Here is a 17517-nt window from a genome sequence, read left to right as displayed (position 1 = left end):
GGCTTCACGGGACGCGTGGGGGGAGTCGGTCATGAAGGTGCTCCGTTTCGTACGGGGGCGGACCTGTTTCGTACGGAGGCGGGCTCGTTTCGTACGGGGGCGGGTCCGCGTCGGGGTCGGCTCAGCGGCACATCACCAGCGCGTCCAGGGCCACGGCGCCCTGCCCCCGGGGCAGCACCATCAGCGGATTGATGTCCAGTTCCGAGATCTCGTCACCGAGTTCCAGCGCCATGCGCTGGACCCGGATCACGACCTCGACCAGCGCGTCCACGTCCACCGGCGGGCCCCCGCGCACCCCGTCGAGCAGGGCCCGCCCCCGCAGCTCGGACAGCATGGCCCGCGCCTGGTCGTCACCGAAGGGCGGCACGCGCACGGCGGTGTCCCGCAGCACCTCGACGAGAACCCCGCCGAGCCCGACGGTCACGGTCGGTCCGAAGAGCTGGTCGTGCGTGACACCGACGACCATCTCGACGCCCCGCTCGACCATCTGGCAGACGAGGACCCCGTCGAGCGAGATTCCCTCGTAGCGGGCGATGTCGGTCAGCTCGCGATAGGCGTCGCGGACCTGGCTGGCGGAGGTCAGCCCGATCTTGACCAGGCCGAGTTCGGTCTTGTGGGCGATCTGCGCGCCGGAGGCCTTCATGACCACCGGGTAGCCGACCTGGCTCGCCGCGCGCACGGCCGCCGCCGCGCTGGTCACCAGCTGCTCGCGCGGCACGCGGATCCCGTACGCCCGCAGAAGCTGCTTGGCGCCGTGCTCGCTGAGCTGCTGACCCGGACGCATCAGGGCCTGCGCCTTGCGGAAGGAGGGCGACGGGGTGCGCGGGGCCTCGTCGAAGGGGGAGCGGTAGGAGGCGGTGAACCGCGCGTGGTCGAGGTGGGCGCGGACGGCGGTGATGCAGTTGGCGAACGTACGGAAGGTCGCGACCCGGGAGGAGCCGAGCAGGGTCTCGCGGTAGGCCGCCTCGGTGCCGACCGGCGACCCCCACACCACGCACACCAGCTTGTCCGTCTGTTCCGCCGCGTCCACCAGGTCCTGCGCCAGCTTGTCGCTCATCGGCGGGAAGGGCCCGGTGATCGGGCAGACCAGCACGCCGACGGCGGGGTCGGCGAGGATCGCGTCGATGATCTTCCGGCCGCGCCAGTCGCCGACCGGGTGGCCCCCGTTGTCGACCGGGTTGGCGACGTTCAGGTACTCCGGTATCCAGGTGTGCAGCTCGGCCTGCTTGGCCTCCGACAGGACCGGCAGGGCGAGACCCGCCTCGGTCGCCAGGTCCGCGAAGTGCGCGCCCGTGCCGCCCGAGATCGAATAGACGACGACCCCGTCGGCCTGCGGCGGGCGGGCCCGCGCCAACAGGGCCGAGGTGTCCTGGAGTTCGTCGAGTCCGTCGACGCGGATCACGCCGTACTGGCGCATCACCGCGTCCACCACGGTGTCGGCGCCGGTCAGCTTTCCGGTGTGCGAGGCGGCCGTCCGGGCGCCGGTCTCGGTGCGGCCGACCTTCACCGCGACGACGGGCACCTTGCGCCGGGCGGCGCGGTCGGCGGCGAGCAGGAAGGAGCGGCCGTCCTTGAGCCCCTCGACGTAGCAGGCGATGGCGCCGACCTCGGGCCGCTCGGAGAAGTAGGAGATGAAGTCCGCGGTCTCCAGGTCGGCCTCGTTGCCGGTGGGCGCCCAGTGCGAGACGCGGACGCCCAGCTGCTGCATCGCGAACACCGGGCGGCCCTGGTGGCCGGACTGGGTGATGAGCGCGACCGCGGGGCCGTCGAGGTCGTCGCGGAAGTTCTCGAACGCGTTGAGGTTGGTGTTGGGGCCGAGCAGCCGCAGGCCGGAGCCGCGTACGGCGGCTGCGAGCCGGGTCTGCGCGGCGGCGCCCTCGGCTCCGGTCTCGGCGAATCCGGAGGCGAAGGCGACCGCGAACCTCACCTTGGCCTCGGCCAGTTCACCGATCACCGGAAGGGGGTCACCGACGAGGAGCACCGCCAGATCCACCTGCTCCGGCAGGTCCGCGACGGACGGGAGGCAGGGCAGACCGAAGACGGACCGGCGGGTGGGATGCACCGGGTGGAGGCGGGCGCCGACCCGCTCGGCCCAGCCGATCAGCTGCCGGGTGATCCCGGTGTTCGGCCGTCCTTCGGCGTCCGAGGCGCCGATGACGGCCATGGACCCGGGACGGAAGAAGCGGTCCAGATCGGGGACGGCGGCGTACAGCGGGCGACCGCTGACGTCCAGGTCGTCGACCTCGGCCGGCCGTCCGTGCACGACCGGCGAGGGCTGCTCGCCGCAGGCGATGACCCTGGCCCGGCGGGAGTCGGTGGTGAGGGTGCCGTGGGTTGATCCAAGCATCGGTCCGCCCGCTCCTGTGTGACAGCCAATGGTTAACTGACGCACTGTCAGATTACTTAACTGACGCCGTGTCAGGAACCGTTGTGCAGGGGTGGGCTTCTGTTAGGTACCCGGCGGGGGGTCCGGCCTACCGCGGTCCCGGCCGGTTCGCCTGCGCTGGCGTCCCGGTGCCGGTGTCGGTCCGGTGGGTGGGTCGGGGCCGTGCCGGTGCATCAGCCTGTCGCCGTTGGGTGAGGCGTGGGCGTCGGTGGCGACGGGCATCGATGTACCGGCACGTCCCCTCGCGTCGGATCCCGGCTGCGGGTGCGTCCGTCCAGAACGATCCAGCCCCGGCCGGGCAGCAGTCCCAGCCCCGGCTGGGAAGCAGTTTCAGCCCGGCCGGGAAAATCCAGCCCCTCCGGCGCTTGAGGAGCGGGTCCGGGGCGGAGCCCCAGGGTGGGACGGGTAGGGGCGGAGGGGGCGAGAGCCTGTCCGGGTTGGGCGTGGCCTTCGGGTGCCGGGAGTGTCAGCGGGTGGGCTGGGGGGCGGGCCCTGTCGTGGAGGTGTGGCGGGCCGCCGCCTTCGCGATCTTCTCCGCGTCGAGGGCGAGTTCGCGGAACATGCCGCTGATGGGGTTGGTGAAGCCGGTGAAGTACAGGCCGGGCGCGTTCTTCGGGGTGTGGCCGCCCTGCGCGACCGGGTGCCCGCGGCCGTCGAGCACGTCGAGGTGTCCGACCATGCCTTCCAGGGCTCGGGTGTATCCGGTCGCGGCGATCACCACGTCGGGGTCGATCCGGTTTCCGTCGGCGAGGACGGCCTTGTCGTCCTCGAACCCCTCCACCGCGGCCACGATCTCCACCTTCCCCTTGCGGACGGCGTCGATGAGGCCGACGTCCTGGACGGGGATGGAGCCCTCGTTGACGCGGGAGTAGAGCCCGGTGTCGGGGCGGGGCAGGCCCCGGGCCGCCAGGTCGGGCACGCTCAGCTTCGCCATCGGCCCGGCCAGCGCGTCCACGAGGCGCACCGGCAGTCGCCGTACGGCGATGCCCGTGAACTGCGCCGCCCAGCCCGCCGTCGAACGGCGCACGATGTGCGGCGTGGTGCGAACGGACAGCCGGACGCGCGAGGCGCCGCCCTCGACCAGGTCCACGGCGATCTCGGCTCCGGTGTTGCCGATGCCGACGACGAGGACGTCGCGGCCCGCGTAGGGGGCGGGGTTGCGGTACTCGCCGGCGTGCAGGAGCTCGCCGGTGTAGGTGTCGCGGCCGGGCCAGTCGGGGACGCGCGGGGTGTGGTTGTAGCCGGTCGCGACGACCACCGCGCTGCCGGTCAGTTCGCGTCCGCCGGTGGCGTGCAGCAGCCAGCCGTCGCCGCCCGGGGCGGGCTCGACGCGGGAGACCTCGACACCCGTGACGATCTCCAGGCCATGGTGCTCGGCGTACTTCTCCAGGTAGCGCACCACGTTGTCGCGCGCCACCCAGCGGCCGAACGAGCGCGGCATCGACAGCCCCGGCAGCGCGGACAGGCGCCGGGTGGTGTGCAGGTGCAGCCGGTCGTAGTGGCCCCGCCAGGACGCGCCGACCTGGTCCGACTTCTCCAGTACGACGGCTCGCACGCCCCGGGCGCGCAGGGCGTACGCCGCCGCGAGTCCCCCGGGACCGCCTCCGATCACGTACACGGGGCGGTCCTCGTGGGAGGGCACCGTGGGGGAGGTCGTGGAAGCAGTCGAGTCGGCCATAGCGCGAGCGTAATCACGCCTTTGCTTGATAGGTCTCGGTCAAGAGGGGAATCGGTTGCGAAGTGGTCACGACTGTGGGAGGGGTGGGTGGGCCTGGTGGCGTAGGTCACTTCGATGGGGTGGGGGCGTGGAGAAAGCGTGCTGTCGTCGCAGGTGAGCGCCGGGGTGTACGCCTTGTGCGGGAGCGTGCTGTCGGCCCCGCGCGCCCCCTGGGATGGGTGGAGCGGTGGCCGGGTGGTGGCGGGCCGGTCGCGTGCCCCCCGCCGGTGGGTGCCGGCCTCTTGTGCGAGCGTCCCGGAGAGTCGAAACTGACGTACCGTCAGATACGTTGCCTCTGCGGGAGGTTCGGCCATGGACACGATCTGGCTCGGCGGGGCGGAATGGTTGGCCGTGCTCCGTATCGGGCTCGGGCTGTGGTGGCTCGAGAGCTGGCGGCACAAGGACAAGAAGGGCTGGTTCGAGCGCGGGACCGGTATCGCGTGGGCGGCGGACGTCGCGTCCAAGCACCGGTGGAACGCCGTGCGGTCCGGTTTCGACACGATCGTCGCACCGCGCCCCCGGACGATGGCGTACGTGGTCGTGTACGCGGAGCTGGCACTCGGTCTCGGCCTGGTGGCCGGACTGCTGACTCCCGTCGCGCTGGTCGCGGGCCTGCTCCTCAACGTCCTCTACTTCACCCTCATGATCCACGACTGGGCGGAACAGGGGCAGAACGCGATGATGGCGCTGGTCTCGGCCGTCGGCCTGTTCGGGATGTCCTGGCAGACATGGTCCCTGGACGACGCCCTGGGACTCTTCCGGTGAGCCCGACCGCCCGGGGCGCGGCGAGCGAGGGCCCGGTGCCTTCCGGGGGTGCGGCGGCCTCGGTGGGCGGGAGGGCTTCGGCGGGCGCGCCGGGTCCGGCGGGCGCGACAGGTTCCGGTGGCGGGTCCGACGTCCCCGAGGCCGACGCCTTCACCCGGCCGTACTGGGACGCGGCGGCCGGGGGGCGGCTGCTGATCCGGCACTGCGCGGCCTGCGACCGCGTTCACCACTATCCCCGCGAGTTCTGCCCGCACTGCTGGAGCGAGGACGTGAACTGGCGCCCCGCCTGCGGACGCGCCACGCTCTACACCTGGTCCGTCGTCCACCGCAACGATCTGCCGCCGTTCGGCGGTCGCGTGCCGTACACCGCCGCCGTCGTCGACCTGGCCGAGGGCCCCCGGATGATGACCGAGGTCGTCGGGTGCGAGGAAGCGGCGCTGCGGATCGGGATGGAGCTGGAGGTGGCCTTCCGGGCGGGGATTCCCGTGTTCCGGCCCGTGTCACCTGCCGGGGGGTGACGGTTTTCGGGCCTGCGGCGGCTCGGGGTCCGTCGCCAGGCGTCCGTGCAGGTGCACGTCGCGGAAGGCGTCATGGCGGCCGGCCTCGAACATCGCGCCGCGCAGAGTCCCCTCGTGCCGGAATCCGCAGCGTTCGGCGACCCGGCAGGACGCCTCGTGGCCCACGGCATGGCCCAGGTCGAGGCGGTGCAGCGCGAGGTCGGTGAAGGCGTAGCGGGCCGTGAGGGTGAGGGCGCGGGTGGCGACCTGGCGGCCGCGGCACTTCGGGAGGACCCAGTAACCGACGCGGGCGCAGCTTATGACGTGGTCGATCTCGTTGACGCCGATATGGCCCAGCGTCTCGCCGGTCCCGGCATCGGTGACGCAGAAGGAGACCCCGGTGCCGCTCGTCGCCGCCGCGACGCGGGTCCGCAGCGCCTCCCGGGCGGTGTCGATGTCCCGGACGAACCTGAGCGGGGTGTTCCAGCGCTGGAACTCGGGATCCGTCAGTCCGTGCAGATACGCCGACACATCGGCGTCGGACTCCGGGTCCCAGGGGCGGAGCCGCAGCCCGAGGCCCGTCAGTTCCGGGGCGGGCTGGACGGAGAACTGCACATGGGTGTCGGCCATCCTGCCATTCAAGCCCCTCCGGGCTCACGGGTCACTCCCCGAACGGTCCGTGCTCACCGGAAAGGGGGCAGCCGACCGGGAACACGGACCGGGGCGCGGGCTCATGCGTGCGGGGTCGGCGGGCTGGGCGTGCCGGGGCGGGGTGTGCCCGGTGGGGTCAGGGGGCCGTGCCCGTGGTCGCCGGTGGTGTCACGGCCACAGCAGCCCGGTGGCCCAGCCGGTCTCCGTGCGGCGGTAGACGAGCCGGGCGTGGCGCCGGCGGGTGTCACCCTGGAAGAACTCGACCTCGTCCGGACGCAGGCGGTAGAGCGTCCAGGTGGGGGCGGGGGAGTGCGGGGCGCTCTCGGCCCGCTCCCAGGCCGCGTCCGAGGCCCGGTCCAACTCGTCCCGTGAGGGCAGGACTTCGCTCTGCCGGCCCACCAGAGCGGCGGCCAGCGCGCCCGTGGAGCGGGCGTGCAGGTCCGCCTGGCTCTCCTCGGGGGACGCGGCGGTGACCGGGCCGCGGAGCCGGATCTGGCGTCCCTGCGCGGGCCAGTAGAAGCCGAGGGCGGCGTACGGCCGCGCGGCCAGCTGGCGTCCCTTGCGGCTCGTCACGTGCGAGGCGAACGCCCAGCCGTCGCCGTCCGCGCCGTGCAGCATCACCGTCCGGACGTCGGGCAGGCCGTCCTCGTCGGCCGTCGCGAGCGTCATCGTGTGCGGCTCGGACTGTCCGGCCGCCACCGCTTCCGCGAACCACCGGGTGAACAGGGTCAGCGGGTCGGCCGGAGCGTCCTCCGGGGCGAAGTCGGGCAGCTCGGTGTCCCACACCCGCAGCGATCTCAGCAGCTCATGAAGATCCGGTTCCATGGCTCCGAGTATCGCCTGGCACGGTCCGGCGCTCCATGGCACCGCCCTGCACCCCGGGTCCTGCACCCCGGGCCCTACACCCCGGCCCCCTCACCCCCGCCCCAGCACCACGGTCCCCGACGAGCAGAACCAGCCTCCCGTCCCGGACGCCACCGCCAGCTCGGGCGGAGTGCCGTCCGGGCGCCGTACCCGCCGTTCCTCCGGGAGATCGCCGCGCAACTGCCGTACGGCCTCCACGAGCAGGAACAGGCCGCGCATGCCCGGGTGCTGGGCCGACAGTCCGCCCCCGTCTGTGTTCACCGGCAGCTCCCCGCCCACCAGCAGCCGCCCCTTCGCCGCGTCCACGAAGGCGCCGCCCTCGCCCTTGGCGCAGAAGCCGAGGTCCTCCAGGGTCACCAGGGTCATGTAGGTGAAGGCGTCGTAGATCTCGGCGAAGTCGATCTCGGCCGGGCGGACTCCGGCGCGTTCGAAGGCGAGCCGGCCGCTCACCGCCGCCGGGGAGACGGTGAAGTCCGCCCACTCGGACATGGTGGTGTGGGAGACGTGCTCGCCGGTTCCGAGCACCCACACCGGGGCCGTACGGCAGTCGCGCACGTACTCCTCGGCCACCAGCAGGACCGCCGCGCCGCCGTCGGAGCGGACGCAGCAGTGCAGCTTGGTGAAAGGGTCCGCGATCATCGGCCCCGACAGGACGTCGTCGACGGTGACCGGGTCGCGGAACATCGCCTCCGGGTTGCGGGCCGCGTTCGCGCGGGCCTGGACGGCCACCGAGGCGAGCTGTTCGAGCGTGGTGCCGTACGTGTGCATGTGGCGGCGCGCGGCCATCGCGTACTTGGCGATGAGCGTGTGGCCGTACGGGGCCTCGAACTGCAGGGGGCCCCGGGCGCCGAAGGACAGGTCGCCGGTGCGGCGGCCCGCCCTGATGTCGGCGCGGGCGGTGGAGCCGTAGACGAGCAGGACGGCGTTCGCGTGGCCCGCCGCGATGGCGTCGGCCGCGTGGGCCGCCATGACCTCCCAGGTGGAGCCGCCGACGGATGTCGAGTCGACCCAGGTGGGCCGCAGCCCCAGGTATTCGGCCACTTCGGCGGGCGCGAGGGTGCCGAGGCCCGCCGACGCGAAGCCGTCGATCACCGAGCGGTCCAGGCCGGAGTCGGCCAGCGCGCGGCGCGCGGCCTGGGCGTGCAGCGCGTACGGGGTCGCCTCGTCCACGCGGCCGCAGTCGGACAGGGACACGCCGACGACGGCGGCCTTTCGACGGCTGTGACCCGGGGTGGCATGCGTCATGAATCTGACGGTACATCAGATAACTGCCCCTCCGGGAGCCGTCGCACCCCTGTGCATCTGGGACCCTCCGCCCTAACATGACGGCCCGTCAGATCAGCTTCCCGGATCAGCCCCCCGACGAGGGAGGAGCCCGCCCATGGACACCCGTCTCACCGCGGAGCAGGAGGAGATCCGTCGTACGCTGCGGGAGTTGCTGGTGAAGCGGTGCGGCCCGCGGGAGCTGCGGGCCGCCGAGCCGACCCCCGCCGGCTACGACCCGGCGCTCTGGGAGACCCTCGCGCGCCGGCTCGGGCTGCCCGGACTCGCCCTCCCCGAGGCGTACGGCGGTGTCGGCTGCTCGATGACCGAACTCGCCCTGGCCTGCGAGGAGTCGGGCCGCGCCCTCGCCCCCACGCCGCTGCTGTCCACCGCCGTTCTCGCCGCCCCGTTGATCCTGGCCCTCGGCACCGGGGCGCAGCGCGCCGCACTGCTGCCGCCGCTGGCCTCGGGCGCGCAGACCGCCGCCCTCGCGGTCCCCGGCACGGGCCTGGCCACCGCCCTCGCGCTGACCGGCGACAACCGCGGCGACTGGGCCGGCGGCGGCCGCGCCGGGGGCGTCCAGGCGCGCCGGGCGGACGGCGTGTGGCGGCTCTACGGGCAGGCGGCGCAGGTGCTCGACGGGCACAGTGCCGGGCTGCTGGTGGTGGCCGCGCACACCGGCGGGTTCGCGCGGTCGCGGACGCTGCTGTTCCTGGTGAGGGACGACGCCGGCGGACTGGTGCGCGCACGGCAGACCTCCCTGGACCCGACCCGGCCGCAGGCCAGACTCGAACTGCGTGACGTGGAAGCCGAGTTGTTGGGCGACGATCAGGCCGACGTGCCCGCGGCCCTGGCCGCCGCCGGGGACACCGCCGCCGCCGTCCTCGCCGTGGAGGCCGTGGGCGCCGCCGACCGCGTACTGGAACGCACCGTCGAACACGTGGGCCGGCGTGAGCAGTTCGGGCGGGCGATCGGCTCCTTCCAGGCCGTCAAGCACCGGCTCGCGGACGTGTACGTGGGCGTGCAGTCGGCCCGCTCGGCGGCGTACTACGCGGCCTGGGCCACCGGGACGGGCGGTGAACGCGTGGGCGCCCTCGCGCTGGCCCAGGCGCTGGAGGCGCTGCGCACCGCCGCCTCCGAGGGCATCCAGCTGCACGGAGGCATCGGCTTCACCTGGGAGCACGACGTCCACCTCTACTTCAAGCGCGCGTCCGGTGACGAACTGCTCTTCGGCCCCGTCCACCGGCTGCGCGCGCACGCGGCCGACGCGGCGCGGCTCTTCGACGGCGCGGAGGTGACGGTCTGATGGCGGCGTTCGGGCGTTCGCGTACGGGGAGCGGTACGGGCGACGGCGACGGCGACGGCGGGAGGGCGCGGGCGGGGACCGGGGCGAGGAGGATGCCCGGTGTCCGGCTGGTGCAGCGGGTCTCCTCCACCCGGACGTTCGCCAGGGTGGCCCCGCACCTCATCCCGGCCCTCGACCGCGCCGTGCACCGGCTCACCCGCGGGAAGGTGCTGCTCAGCGCCCAGATGCTGCCCGGGGTCGTCCTGACGGCGCGTGGCGCCAGGAGCGGTCTGGAGCGCCGTACCCCGCTGGCCTGCATGCCGGAGACGGGCACCTCGGGTGAGGCGGCCGGTGCGACGGGGTCCGGCTGGATCCTCATCGGTTCCAACTTCGGCCGTACGGGCCATCCCGCCTGGACCGCGAACCTGCTCGCCCGCCCCGACGCCGTCATCAACTGGAAGGGCGAGGACATTCCCGTGACCGCCCGGCTCCTCACGGGCGGGGAGAGGGACGCTGTCTGGACGACGGTGCTGGCGTTCTGGCCGCCGTACGCCACCTATCAGGCGCGGGTGGACCGGGAGATCCGGCTCTTCAGGATCGTGCGCCGGGCGGTGCCGGCCGACTCCGGGAGGGAAGAGGCCAGGAAGGAAGAGGCCAGGAAGGAAGAGGCCAGGAAGGGAGAGGCCGGGGACGGCGAGGCCGGGGCGGGCTGAACGGGCGTTCCGTTCCGGACGGCAGGATGGCCGGATGGCCGGATGGATGGCCGGGCTGAGTGGGCGGCCGGGCCGGCCGGGCGGTGCGGATGTACGGGCGGTCCGGGCGGATTCCCGGCGGTGGCCGTGCAGCGCAGCGGGCGGCAGCCCGCCGGACGGTTCTCCGGAACGAACTGCCGCCCGCATGACAGGAGCTGGAGCGTTCAGACGCGGGGATCTACTTCGTCGGCTTCTTCCCGGTCACACCCAGATACACCAACAGCGCCAGGTTCGGCTTGAGTTCGGCCTGCTTGACGCCCCAGGACTGGAACCCCTTCTGGTGCGAGGCGACCGCCGCGAGCATGGCCACGAGGGAACCGGCCATCGCGGCCGGGTTCACGTCCTTGTCGACCTTCCCCTTGGCCTGGAGTTCGGTGACCGAATCCGTAAGGGAGTTGTTCACGGAGTTCAGGATCTTCATGCGGATCTTGTAGAACCGCTTGTCGCCCTCGGCGGCGCCGAGATCGACCACGCGCAGGATCGCGTCGTTCTTCCGCCAGAACTCCAGGAAGCCGTCGACGAGTTCCTGGGCGGTCTGCCAGCCGGTCTTGCCGACCCAGGAACGGCCTTCGAGCAACCGGGTCAACGCGGCGCCCTCGGAGGCCATTTGGTCGGCGATCTCCAGGACGGCGCCTTCGACGTCCGGGAAGTACTGGTAGAAGGTCGCCGGTGAAGTGCCTGCCTTCCGGGCGACGTCAATGACTTTGACATCCCGGTAGGGCGAGGAGCTGAGCATCTCGCTGAGGCAGTCGAGCAGCTTCTGCCGGGTCGCCTGCCCACGCCGTCCGGCCACGCGGCCGTCGACGGTACGCACTTGTCCTGTCATGCCGTCAGCTTACCGAGGGGTGATCGGAGCGCGATTCGGCCGACTGCAAATGGGGTGCGGCCGTACATCGCGGGGGTTCGGCGGGGGTTCGGGGGACGTTCGACGAGGAGTTCGCCGGAGCTCGCGAGAGCTTTCCGGGCCCGCTCGACGCACGGCCCGCGATCCCGTGCGGGGCCCCTGAACAGGGACGGGGCGTCACCGGAGCAGGTGCGCACGCTCTGCGGGATACCGGCGGGGCCGTTAACTTGGCCGCATGGCCGAATCAGCCGCTGTCGCCGGGTTCTCCGAGGGTGTGCCCTGCTGGGTCGACGCGCAGCTTCCCGACGTGGAGGCGGGCAAGCGCTTCTACGGCGAGCTCTTCGGCTGGACGTTCCCCGAGGAGTCCGGGCCGGAGGGCTGGGCGGAGCTGGACGGTGAGCCGGTCGCCGCGCTCACGCCCAAACTGGACGGGCGCATGCCCACCGTGTGGACGGTGTACTTCGCGACGCCGGACGTCGAGGCGCTCACCCGGCGGATCGTGGCGGCCGGCGGCCGGATCATCTCCGTGCCCACGGCGGTGGGCCCGTCGGGCGAGCTGGGCACGGCCGCCCTCGCCACCGACGCGGAGGGCGCCGTGCTCGGCCTCTGGCAGCCCGGCACCCACCCCGGTTTCGCCAAGCGGCACGAGCCCCGCACGTTCTGCTGGGCCGAGCTGTACGCGCGCGACACCGCGACGGTCGACCGTTTCTACGGCACCTTGTTCCACGACGCGCTGTTCGGGCCCGACGCGACCCCCGATTTCGGCCGCGTTCCCGTGACGGGCGTCTTTCCGGCCGAGATGCCGCCCCATTTCCTCGTCCACTTCGGAGTCGAGGACTGCGAGGAGACACTCGGGACGGTGAACAGGCTCGGCGGCCGTGTCCAGGTGACACCCTTCGACACGTCGTACGGGCGCGTGGCCGTCGTCACGGACAATCAGGGGGCGTCGTTCGCCGTGCTCGAACGGTGAGGGTTCTCCGACCAGCGGTGATGTCGTACCGACGGTGAGGACGCTTCACCGTTCGAAGACATCGGGGGACGCTCCGGCGGATCAGGCCGAAACGCTTCTGCGGTCAGGGGCGCGGTATTTCGACGTGAGGGACGGCACTTCCGGGGGCCGGGGCGGGGTACTTCTGGGGTGAGGGGCGCATTTCGGCCCTGAACAGTGGCGCCCTGGCGGCCGTACCTCTGCCGGGGCGGTTGTTTTGTCACGAGACACCCCGATCCGGCCCCGGGTTCGCAACCGGCGGCTCGGCCAGGAAGAATCGGGGTGCGTGCCGCCACGGCGGTGCGGTGGTGAGACGCTGCACTGGGCCGCGTTCATACGTGGATGACGCGACCCGTACGGGGAGGTGGCAGGCAAGTGGTGGATCAGCTGACGCAGCACGATCCGCGCCGGATCGGGCCGTTCGAGGTGCTGGGACGGCTGGGTGCCGGCGGCATGGGGCTGGTCTATCTCGCGCGCTCGGCCTCCGGCCGGCGCGTGGCGATCAAGACGGTCAGGACCGAGCTCGCGGAGGACCAGTTGTTCCGGGTCCGCTTCTCGCGCGAGGTCGAGGCGGCCCGCGCCGTGTCGGGCTTCTACACGGCGGCCGTGGTCGACGCCGACGCCCGTGCCGCCGTGCCGTGGCTGGCCACCGCCTACGTGCCCGCGCCCTCGCTCGAGGAGATAGTGAATGAGTGCGGGCCGCTCCCGGCCCAGGCCGTGCGCTGGCTGGCGGCGGGCGTCGCGGAGGCGCTCCAGTCGATCCACGGCGCCGGACTCGTCCACCGCGACCTGAAGCCCTCGAACGTCCTCGTGGTCGAGGACGGGCCGCGCGTGATCGACTTCGGCATCGCGTCCGGCGTCTCGAACACCCGTCTGACCATGACCAACGTCGCGGTCGGCACCCCCGCCTACATGTCGCCCGAGCAGGCGAAGGACTCGCGCAGCGTCACCGGCGCGAGCGACGTCTTCTCCCTCGGCTCGATGCTCGTCTTCGCGGCCACCGGACACGCACCCTTCCACGGCGCCAACCCCGTCGAGACGGTCTTCATGCTGCTCCGCGAGGGCCCGGACCTCGAAGGCCTCCCCGACGAGCTGCGCCCGCTCATCGAGTCCTGTATGCAGATGGACGCCACGGCCCGCCCCAACCCCGCCGACCTCCAGGCCCAGCTCGCACCCCACCTCTTCGGCTCCGGCTCCGACGACAGCGGTACGGCGTCGGCGTGGCTGCCCGAGCGCGCGGTGGGCCTGATCGAGACCCGGCGCGGCGGCCGTCCGCCGGTCAAGCAGCCGGCCGGGGGAAGCGGACGCAGCGGCGGGGGGCGCGCCACGGTGCCTCCGCCTCCGTCGCACGCCCCGGTGCCCGTGGGGGCGCCCGACACCGGACCGGTGCGCCTCGCGGGCGCCCCGGTGCCCATCGGCCCCGGCCCGCGTGTCCTGGACGCCCGCGCGGCGGCCGTGAAGGCGCCGCCCCCGGAGGCCGGGCTCGCGGCGTCCTGGTCCCGTCCGCGCATCGGCGTGAACGGTGCCGAACCGGCGCCGGTGCCCACGGTCGCGCCCCCGGCGCCCGACGCTCCGGCCGGCTGGCGCCCCTGGCGCTTCCGGATGTCGAACGACGTCTGGGGCACGCCCGCGGTCGCCGACGACCTCGTCTACGTCACCTCCTTCGAAGTCCACGCCCTCGACGTGGCGACCGGCCGGCGCCGTTTCAAGACCCGTGACGTGGCGTGGTCCATGGCGGTGGCGGACGGCCGCATCCACGCGTCCGACGGCCCGACGCTGTACGCGCTCGAGGCCAGGGAGGGCGCGGACCTGTGGCGCCTGTCCACGGACGCCTGGGTCTACTCCCTCCAGGCCGACCGCGGAACGGTCGTCACCGGCACGCGCGGCGGCGGCGTCCAGGCCTGGGAGGCGGCGAACGGCCAGAAGCTCTGGGAGATCAGCGGCGCCCAGACGGACTTCGAGTCCCCGGAGGCCGGTCCGTCGGTCCACGACGGCACGGTGTACGTCTGGAAGGACGCGCGGCTGCGCGCCCTGGAGGCCCGTACGGGCGAGGAGCGCTGGTCGTACCCGATCGGCGACGCGGCCTCCTGCGGCGGTGTACCGGTCCGTATGACCCACGCGCCGGACGGCTACGTCTACATCTCCGCCGGCACCCGCGTCCTCGCCGTGGACACGGCGAGCGGTCACGTCCGCTGGCACTTCGAGGCCCCGGCCGTCTTCCTGTCCCCGCCCGCCTTCGTCCCGGGCCCGGCGGTGACGGGCGGCGGTGTCTACCTCGCCGACTACCTCGGCACGGTGTACGCCCTGGACGCGACCGACGGCCGCGACCGCTGGCGCATCGCCACCGAGTCCCGCGCCTCCACCGAGCCGGTCCTGGTGGCGGCCGGACACGTCCATGTGGGCAGCGGCAAGGGCCTGTACACGCTGGACGCCGTCACCGGCACCCCGAAGTGGCGCTTCCAGGCCGGTGGCGACCTGGTGGGCGCCCCCGCGGTGGCCGAGGGCCGTATCCACTTCGGCTCCACGGACCACCTGCTGTACACCCTGAAGGCCGACGACGGGCGCCTGCGCTGGAAGCTGGCCACCGGCGGCGAGATCACCGGCGCGCCCGTGGTCAAGGACGGCGTCGTGTACGCGTGCAGCAAGGACCGCTGTGTGTACGCGCTGGACGCGGAGAAGGGCACCGGGACCGCCCGCACCACGTGAGCGGGGCGAAAGCTCTGTGACGGCCGCCGTACCGGGCACGGAAGGGTCTCCGGACGGCGGCCGTCGTTCACGCGGACGGCCTTGCGGAAGCCGCTCCGGGTGCCGAGGCTACGCCCGGAGTGACCGGCCCGCCACAGGGAGCGAGGCCCGGTCCGGCCCGGTTCGAGGGTTTCTCCGGCCGGACGGGAGCGGGGTTCGACCGCCCGGCGGCCGGGCCCCTCAGCGCAGCCGGAACCCCGGCCGGCGGGCCGAGAACAGTTCCGCCTGCCGCTCGCCCGGCAGGTTTCCGAGGGAGACGAGCTGCGGAGCGTGCGCCAGGGCCGCCGCACGGGTCGCCTCCTGCGCCGACCACAGCGCCCGCACGGTCCCCTGGACGGCTTCGGCCGGGTAGGACGCGATGACCGCCGCGCACGCGACGGCCGCCGCCAACGCCCCTCCCGGCGGGGCGAGTTCGGACACCAGCCCCACCTCGTACGCCCGCCTCGCCGAGACCCGCTCGGCGGTCCCCATCAGCGCGAGGCGCGCCACCTCCCCGAACGGCATCCGCTGCGCGAGGTAGACGGACTCGTACGCGCTGACCATTCCGTACGTCGTGTGCGGGTCGAAGAAGGTGGCCTCCTCGTCGGCGACGACGAACTCCGACTCGCCCAGCAGATAGAAGGCGCCGCCGCAGGCGATCCCGTTCACGGCGGCGATCACCGGCTTCCACAGGCCGTTGGCCTTCGGCCCGACCGCGGCCAGCGGATCGTCCACCATGTAGGGGGAGCCGGGCTGCGGCACCTCGGCGCCGCGGTCGATCCCGGTGCAGAAGGCCCGCCGTCCCGCGCCGGTGACCACGACCGCCCGTACGGTGTCGTCGAACCGGAACTCGCGCCAGGCGGCGACCAGTTCGGCGGCCGTCGGAAGGTCGATGGCGTTGAGCCGGTCCTGCCGGTCGAGCGTGAGGACGGCTACCCCGGCGTCCTTGTCGACGCTCACCACGAGCCCGCCGGCTCCGGCCCGCCCGCTCACGCCCGCTCCAGGACCCAGCGCGGCACGGTGACGCCGTTCACCTCGGTGAACACGGCCTGCACCCGGGCCCCGATCCGGATCCGCCGGGCCGGAACGGAGTCGATGGGCTCGTCCGGCCCGCTCACCAGGTTCCCGGCCAGCCGTATCCGCGGTGCCTCCTCCAGCTCCACCACGATCGCGTTGTACGGGGCCAGCGCCGCGTAGGCGGGCAGGAGCGGCGGATGCGGGACGACGTACGACCAGATCCGGCCCCGCCCGCTCATCCTGCGCCACTCGTCCGCGAAGGAGTGGCAGTGCGGGCAGCAGGGGCGCGGCGGGAAGCGGAGTTCACCGCAGCCGGCGCAGGCCTGGACGCGGAGTTCGCCCCGGGCGGCGTAGTCCCAGAAGGGCGCCCCGTCGTCGTCGGGGACGGGGGACAGCAGCGGCTCCTTCGTCCGGTCCCTCCCGTCGGCCCCGGAACCCTCGGCCGTGCCGGCGGTCCCGGTCGTGCCGGCCGTCTCGGTCGTCCCGTTCGTGCCGGTCATCTCGGTCATCTCAGCCATCCCGGTTCCTCAGCTCCTCAGCAGGAGTGCGGAGGTCGGGACCCCTTCCCCCGCCGTGACCAGACAGGTCGCCGCTCCCGGCACCTGTGCCGTGCTCGTGCCCCGCAACTGCTTCACGCCCTCGTTGATGAGGTTGAAGCCGTGCACGTAGGCCTCGCTGAGCCCGCCGCCCCCGGTGTTGACCGGCAGCCGTCCGCCGATCTCCAGCGCGCCGCCCTCCGTGAAGGCCGCGCCCTCCCCGCGCCCGCAGAAGCCGTACCCCTCCAGCGAGAGGGGTATCAGGGGCGTGAACGCGTCGTAGATCTGCGCCACGTCCACGTCCTCGGGGGTGAGGTCGGCGTGCTTCCACAGGTGCCGGGCGGCGGTCCAGGCGGGCCCGGTGAGCGGGTCGTCGTTCCAGTAGTTGACCATCCCGTGGTGCTGGGCGGGCAGGCCCTGGGCGGCCGAGTGGACGTACACGGGCCGCTGCCGGCAGTCGCGGGCCCGCTCGGCGGACACGATCACGCAGGCGAGCGCGCCGTCCGTCTCCAGGCAGTTGTCGAAGAGGCAGAGCGGTTCGCTGATCCAGCGGGCGGTCATGTACATCTCGCGGGTCAGCGGGCGTTCGTACATCATCGCGGCCGGGTTCTGGTTGGCCCGGTTGCGGCAGGCGAGGGCCACGTTGAAGAGGTGGTCGCGGGTCGCCCCGTACTCGTGCATGTACCGGCGCGCGAGCATCCCGATCTCGTCGGCGGGCCGCAGCAGTCCGAAGGGCCGGGTCCACTGGGCCGGGGTGGGGAGCTGGACGGCCGTGTTCTTCCAGGGGCGCGGCCCGCTGCCCCGCTTGCGCGAGCGCCAGGCCACGCCCACCGTCGCCTGGCCGGCGGTGACGGCGGCGGCCAGGTGCGCGACGGTGGCGCAGGAACCGCCGCCCCCGTAGCCGACCTTGCTGAAGAAGGTGAGGTCGCCGAGCCCGACGGCCTTGGCGACCTCCACCTCGTCGGTCTCCTCCATGGTGTAGGAGGCGAGCGCGTCGACCTCCGCGGGCGCGATGCCGGCGTCGTCGAGGGCGGCGAGGATCGCTCGGCAGGCCAGAGTCTTCTCGGACTCCGGGAGGTGTTTCGCGAAGGCGGTCTGTCCGATTCCGACGACGGCTGTGGCGTCCTTGAGCCCTGGCATGGGTGACCTCCGCACACGGTCCCGGCTGCTGACAGTCCGTCAGGCTACAGCTAATCTGACGGTCAGTCAGCTAGTGGTGTTCCGGCGG

At 73.0% G+C, this 17517-nt stretch carries 14 protein-coding genes and 1 pseudogene; 6 read left to right on the top strand and 9 right to left on the bottom strand.

What is annotated here, in order from left to right:
- Positions 1-121: 121 nt before the first annotated feature.
- On the bottom strand, positions 122-2347 hold the full coding sequence (locus ACFYW9_RS09675; protein WP_389147014.1) for an acetate--CoA ligase family protein: 2226 nt from the start codon (positions 2345-2347) through the stop codon (positions 122-124).
- Between the two features lie 505 nt (positions 2348-2852).
- Positions 2853-4064, bottom strand: coding sequence for a flavin-containing monooxygenase (locus ACFYW9_RS09670; RefSeq protein WP_389147011.1), 1212 nt, complete (start codon positions 4062-4064; stop codon positions 2853-2855).
- A gap of 351 nt (positions 4065-4415) precedes the next feature.
- Between ACFYW9_RS09670 and ACFYW9_RS09665 the strand changes: the two genes are divergently transcribed.
- Together ACFYW9_RS09665 and ACFYW9_RS09660 are read left to right on the top strand one after the other, a co-directional pair.
- On the top strand, positions 4416-4868 hold the full coding sequence (locus ACFYW9_RS09665; protein ID WP_326787152.1) for a DoxX family protein: 453 nt from the start codon (positions 4416-4418) through the stop codon (positions 4866-4868).
- Between the two features lie 62 nt (positions 4869-4930).
- Positions 4931-5386, top strand: a complete 456-nt coding sequence (locus tag ACFYW9_RS09660) for a Zn-ribbon domain-containing OB-fold protein (protein ID WP_389147595.1) — start codon at positions 4931-4933, stop codon at positions 5384-5386.
- Here the strand turns inward: ACFYW9_RS09660 and ACFYW9_RS09655 are convergent.
- The 3 genes from ACFYW9_RS09655 to ACFYW9_RS09645 form a co-directional block, all read right to left on the bottom strand.
- On the bottom strand, positions 5369-5995 hold the full coding sequence (locus ACFYW9_RS09655; protein WP_389147007.1) for a GNAT family N-acetyltransferase: 627 nt from the start codon (positions 5993-5995) through the stop codon (positions 5369-5371). The two genes, ACFYW9_RS09660 and ACFYW9_RS09655, sit on opposite strands and share 18 nt — an antisense overlap.
- 189 nt (positions 5996-6184) lie before the next feature.
- The gene (locus ACFYW9_RS09650) at positions 6185-6841 is read right to left on the bottom strand and encodes a pyridoxal 5'-phosphate synthase (RefSeq protein WP_389147004.1); all 657 of its coding nucleotides are present in this window, start codon (positions 6839-6841) and stop codon (positions 6185-6187) included.
- Positions 6842-6931: 90 nt separating this feature from the next.
- Entirely contained in the window at positions 6932-8125 is a 1194-nt protein-coding gene (locus ACFYW9_RS09645) for an acetyl-CoA acetyltransferase (RefSeq protein WP_389147001.1), read from the bottom strand.
- A gap of 136 nt (positions 8126-8261) precedes the next feature.
- Here ACFYW9_RS09645 and ACFYW9_RS09640 point away from each other — a divergent pair, with 136 nt between their 5' ends.
- Complete coding sequence (locus ACFYW9_RS09640; protein ID WP_389146998.1) at positions 8262-9449, top strand: acyl-CoA dehydrogenase family protein; 1188 nt, start codon at positions 8262-8264, stop codon at positions 9447-9449.
- 92 nt (positions 9450-9541) lie between these two features.
- A pseudogene (locus ACFYW9_RS09635) lies at positions 9542-10036 on the top strand (nitroreductase family deazaflavin-dependent oxidoreductase); the annotation flags it as partial.
- Positions 10037-10358: 322 nt separating this feature from the next.
- Here the strand turns inward: ACFYW9_RS09635 and ACFYW9_RS09630 are convergent.
- On the bottom strand, positions 10359-11006 hold the full coding sequence (locus ACFYW9_RS09630; protein ID WP_351859923.1) for a TetR family transcriptional regulator: 648 nt from the start codon (positions 11004-11006) through the stop codon (positions 10359-10361).
- A 253-nt stretch (positions 11007-11259) separates the two neighbouring features.
- Between ACFYW9_RS09630 and ACFYW9_RS09625 the strand changes: the two genes are divergently transcribed.
- Together ACFYW9_RS09625 and ACFYW9_RS09620 are read left to right on the top strand one after the other, a co-directional pair.
- Entirely contained in the window at positions 11260-11994 is a 735-nt protein-coding gene (locus ACFYW9_RS09625; RefSeq protein ID WP_328669676.1) for a VOC family protein, read from the top strand.
- 393 nt (positions 11995-12387) lie between these two features.
- Positions 12388-14718 (top strand): PQQ-binding-like beta-propeller repeat protein, encoded by a 2331-nt coding sequence (locus tag ACFYW9_RS09620; protein ID WP_389146994.1) that lies wholly within the window; start codon positions 12388-12390, stop codon positions 14716-14718.
- 219 nt (positions 14719-14937) lie between these two features.
- Here the strand turns inward: ACFYW9_RS09620 and ACFYW9_RS09615 are convergent, their stop codons facing one another.
- The 3 genes from ACFYW9_RS09615 to ACFYW9_RS09605 all read right to left on the bottom strand — a co-directional run bounded on the left by ACFYW9_RS09615 (position 14938) and on the right by ACFYW9_RS09605 (position 17429).
- Entirely contained in the window at positions 14938-15729 is a 792-nt protein-coding gene (locus ACFYW9_RS09615) for an enoyl-CoA hydratase/isomerase family protein (protein WP_389146991.1), read from the bottom strand.
- Positions 15726-16151: a Zn-ribbon domain-containing OB-fold protein gene (locus ACFYW9_RS09610; RefSeq protein WP_389147592.1), complete on the bottom strand. Its 426-nt coding sequence runs from the start codon at positions 16149-16151 to the stop codon at positions 15726-15728. Before ACFYW9_RS09610 ends, ACFYW9_RS09615 begins: the two co-directional genes overlap by 4 nt.
- Before the next feature lie 129 nt (positions 16152-16280).
- Positions 16281-17429, bottom strand: a complete 1149-nt coding sequence (locus ACFYW9_RS09605) for a lipid-transfer protein (RefSeq protein ID WP_328669672.1) — start codon at positions 17427-17429, stop codon at positions 16281-16283.
- Positions 17430-17517: the final 88 nt, after the last annotated feature.

It is taken from the genome of Streptomyces sp. NPDC002698, assembly GCF_042888945.1.
In the GTDB taxonomy this organism is placed as follows: Bacteria; Actinomycetota; Actinomycetes; order Streptomycetales; family Streptomycetaceae; genus Streptomyces.
The sequence above is the reverse complement of the archived record's forward strand: the minus strand, read 5'-3'. Positions and strand labels throughout refer to the sequence as shown.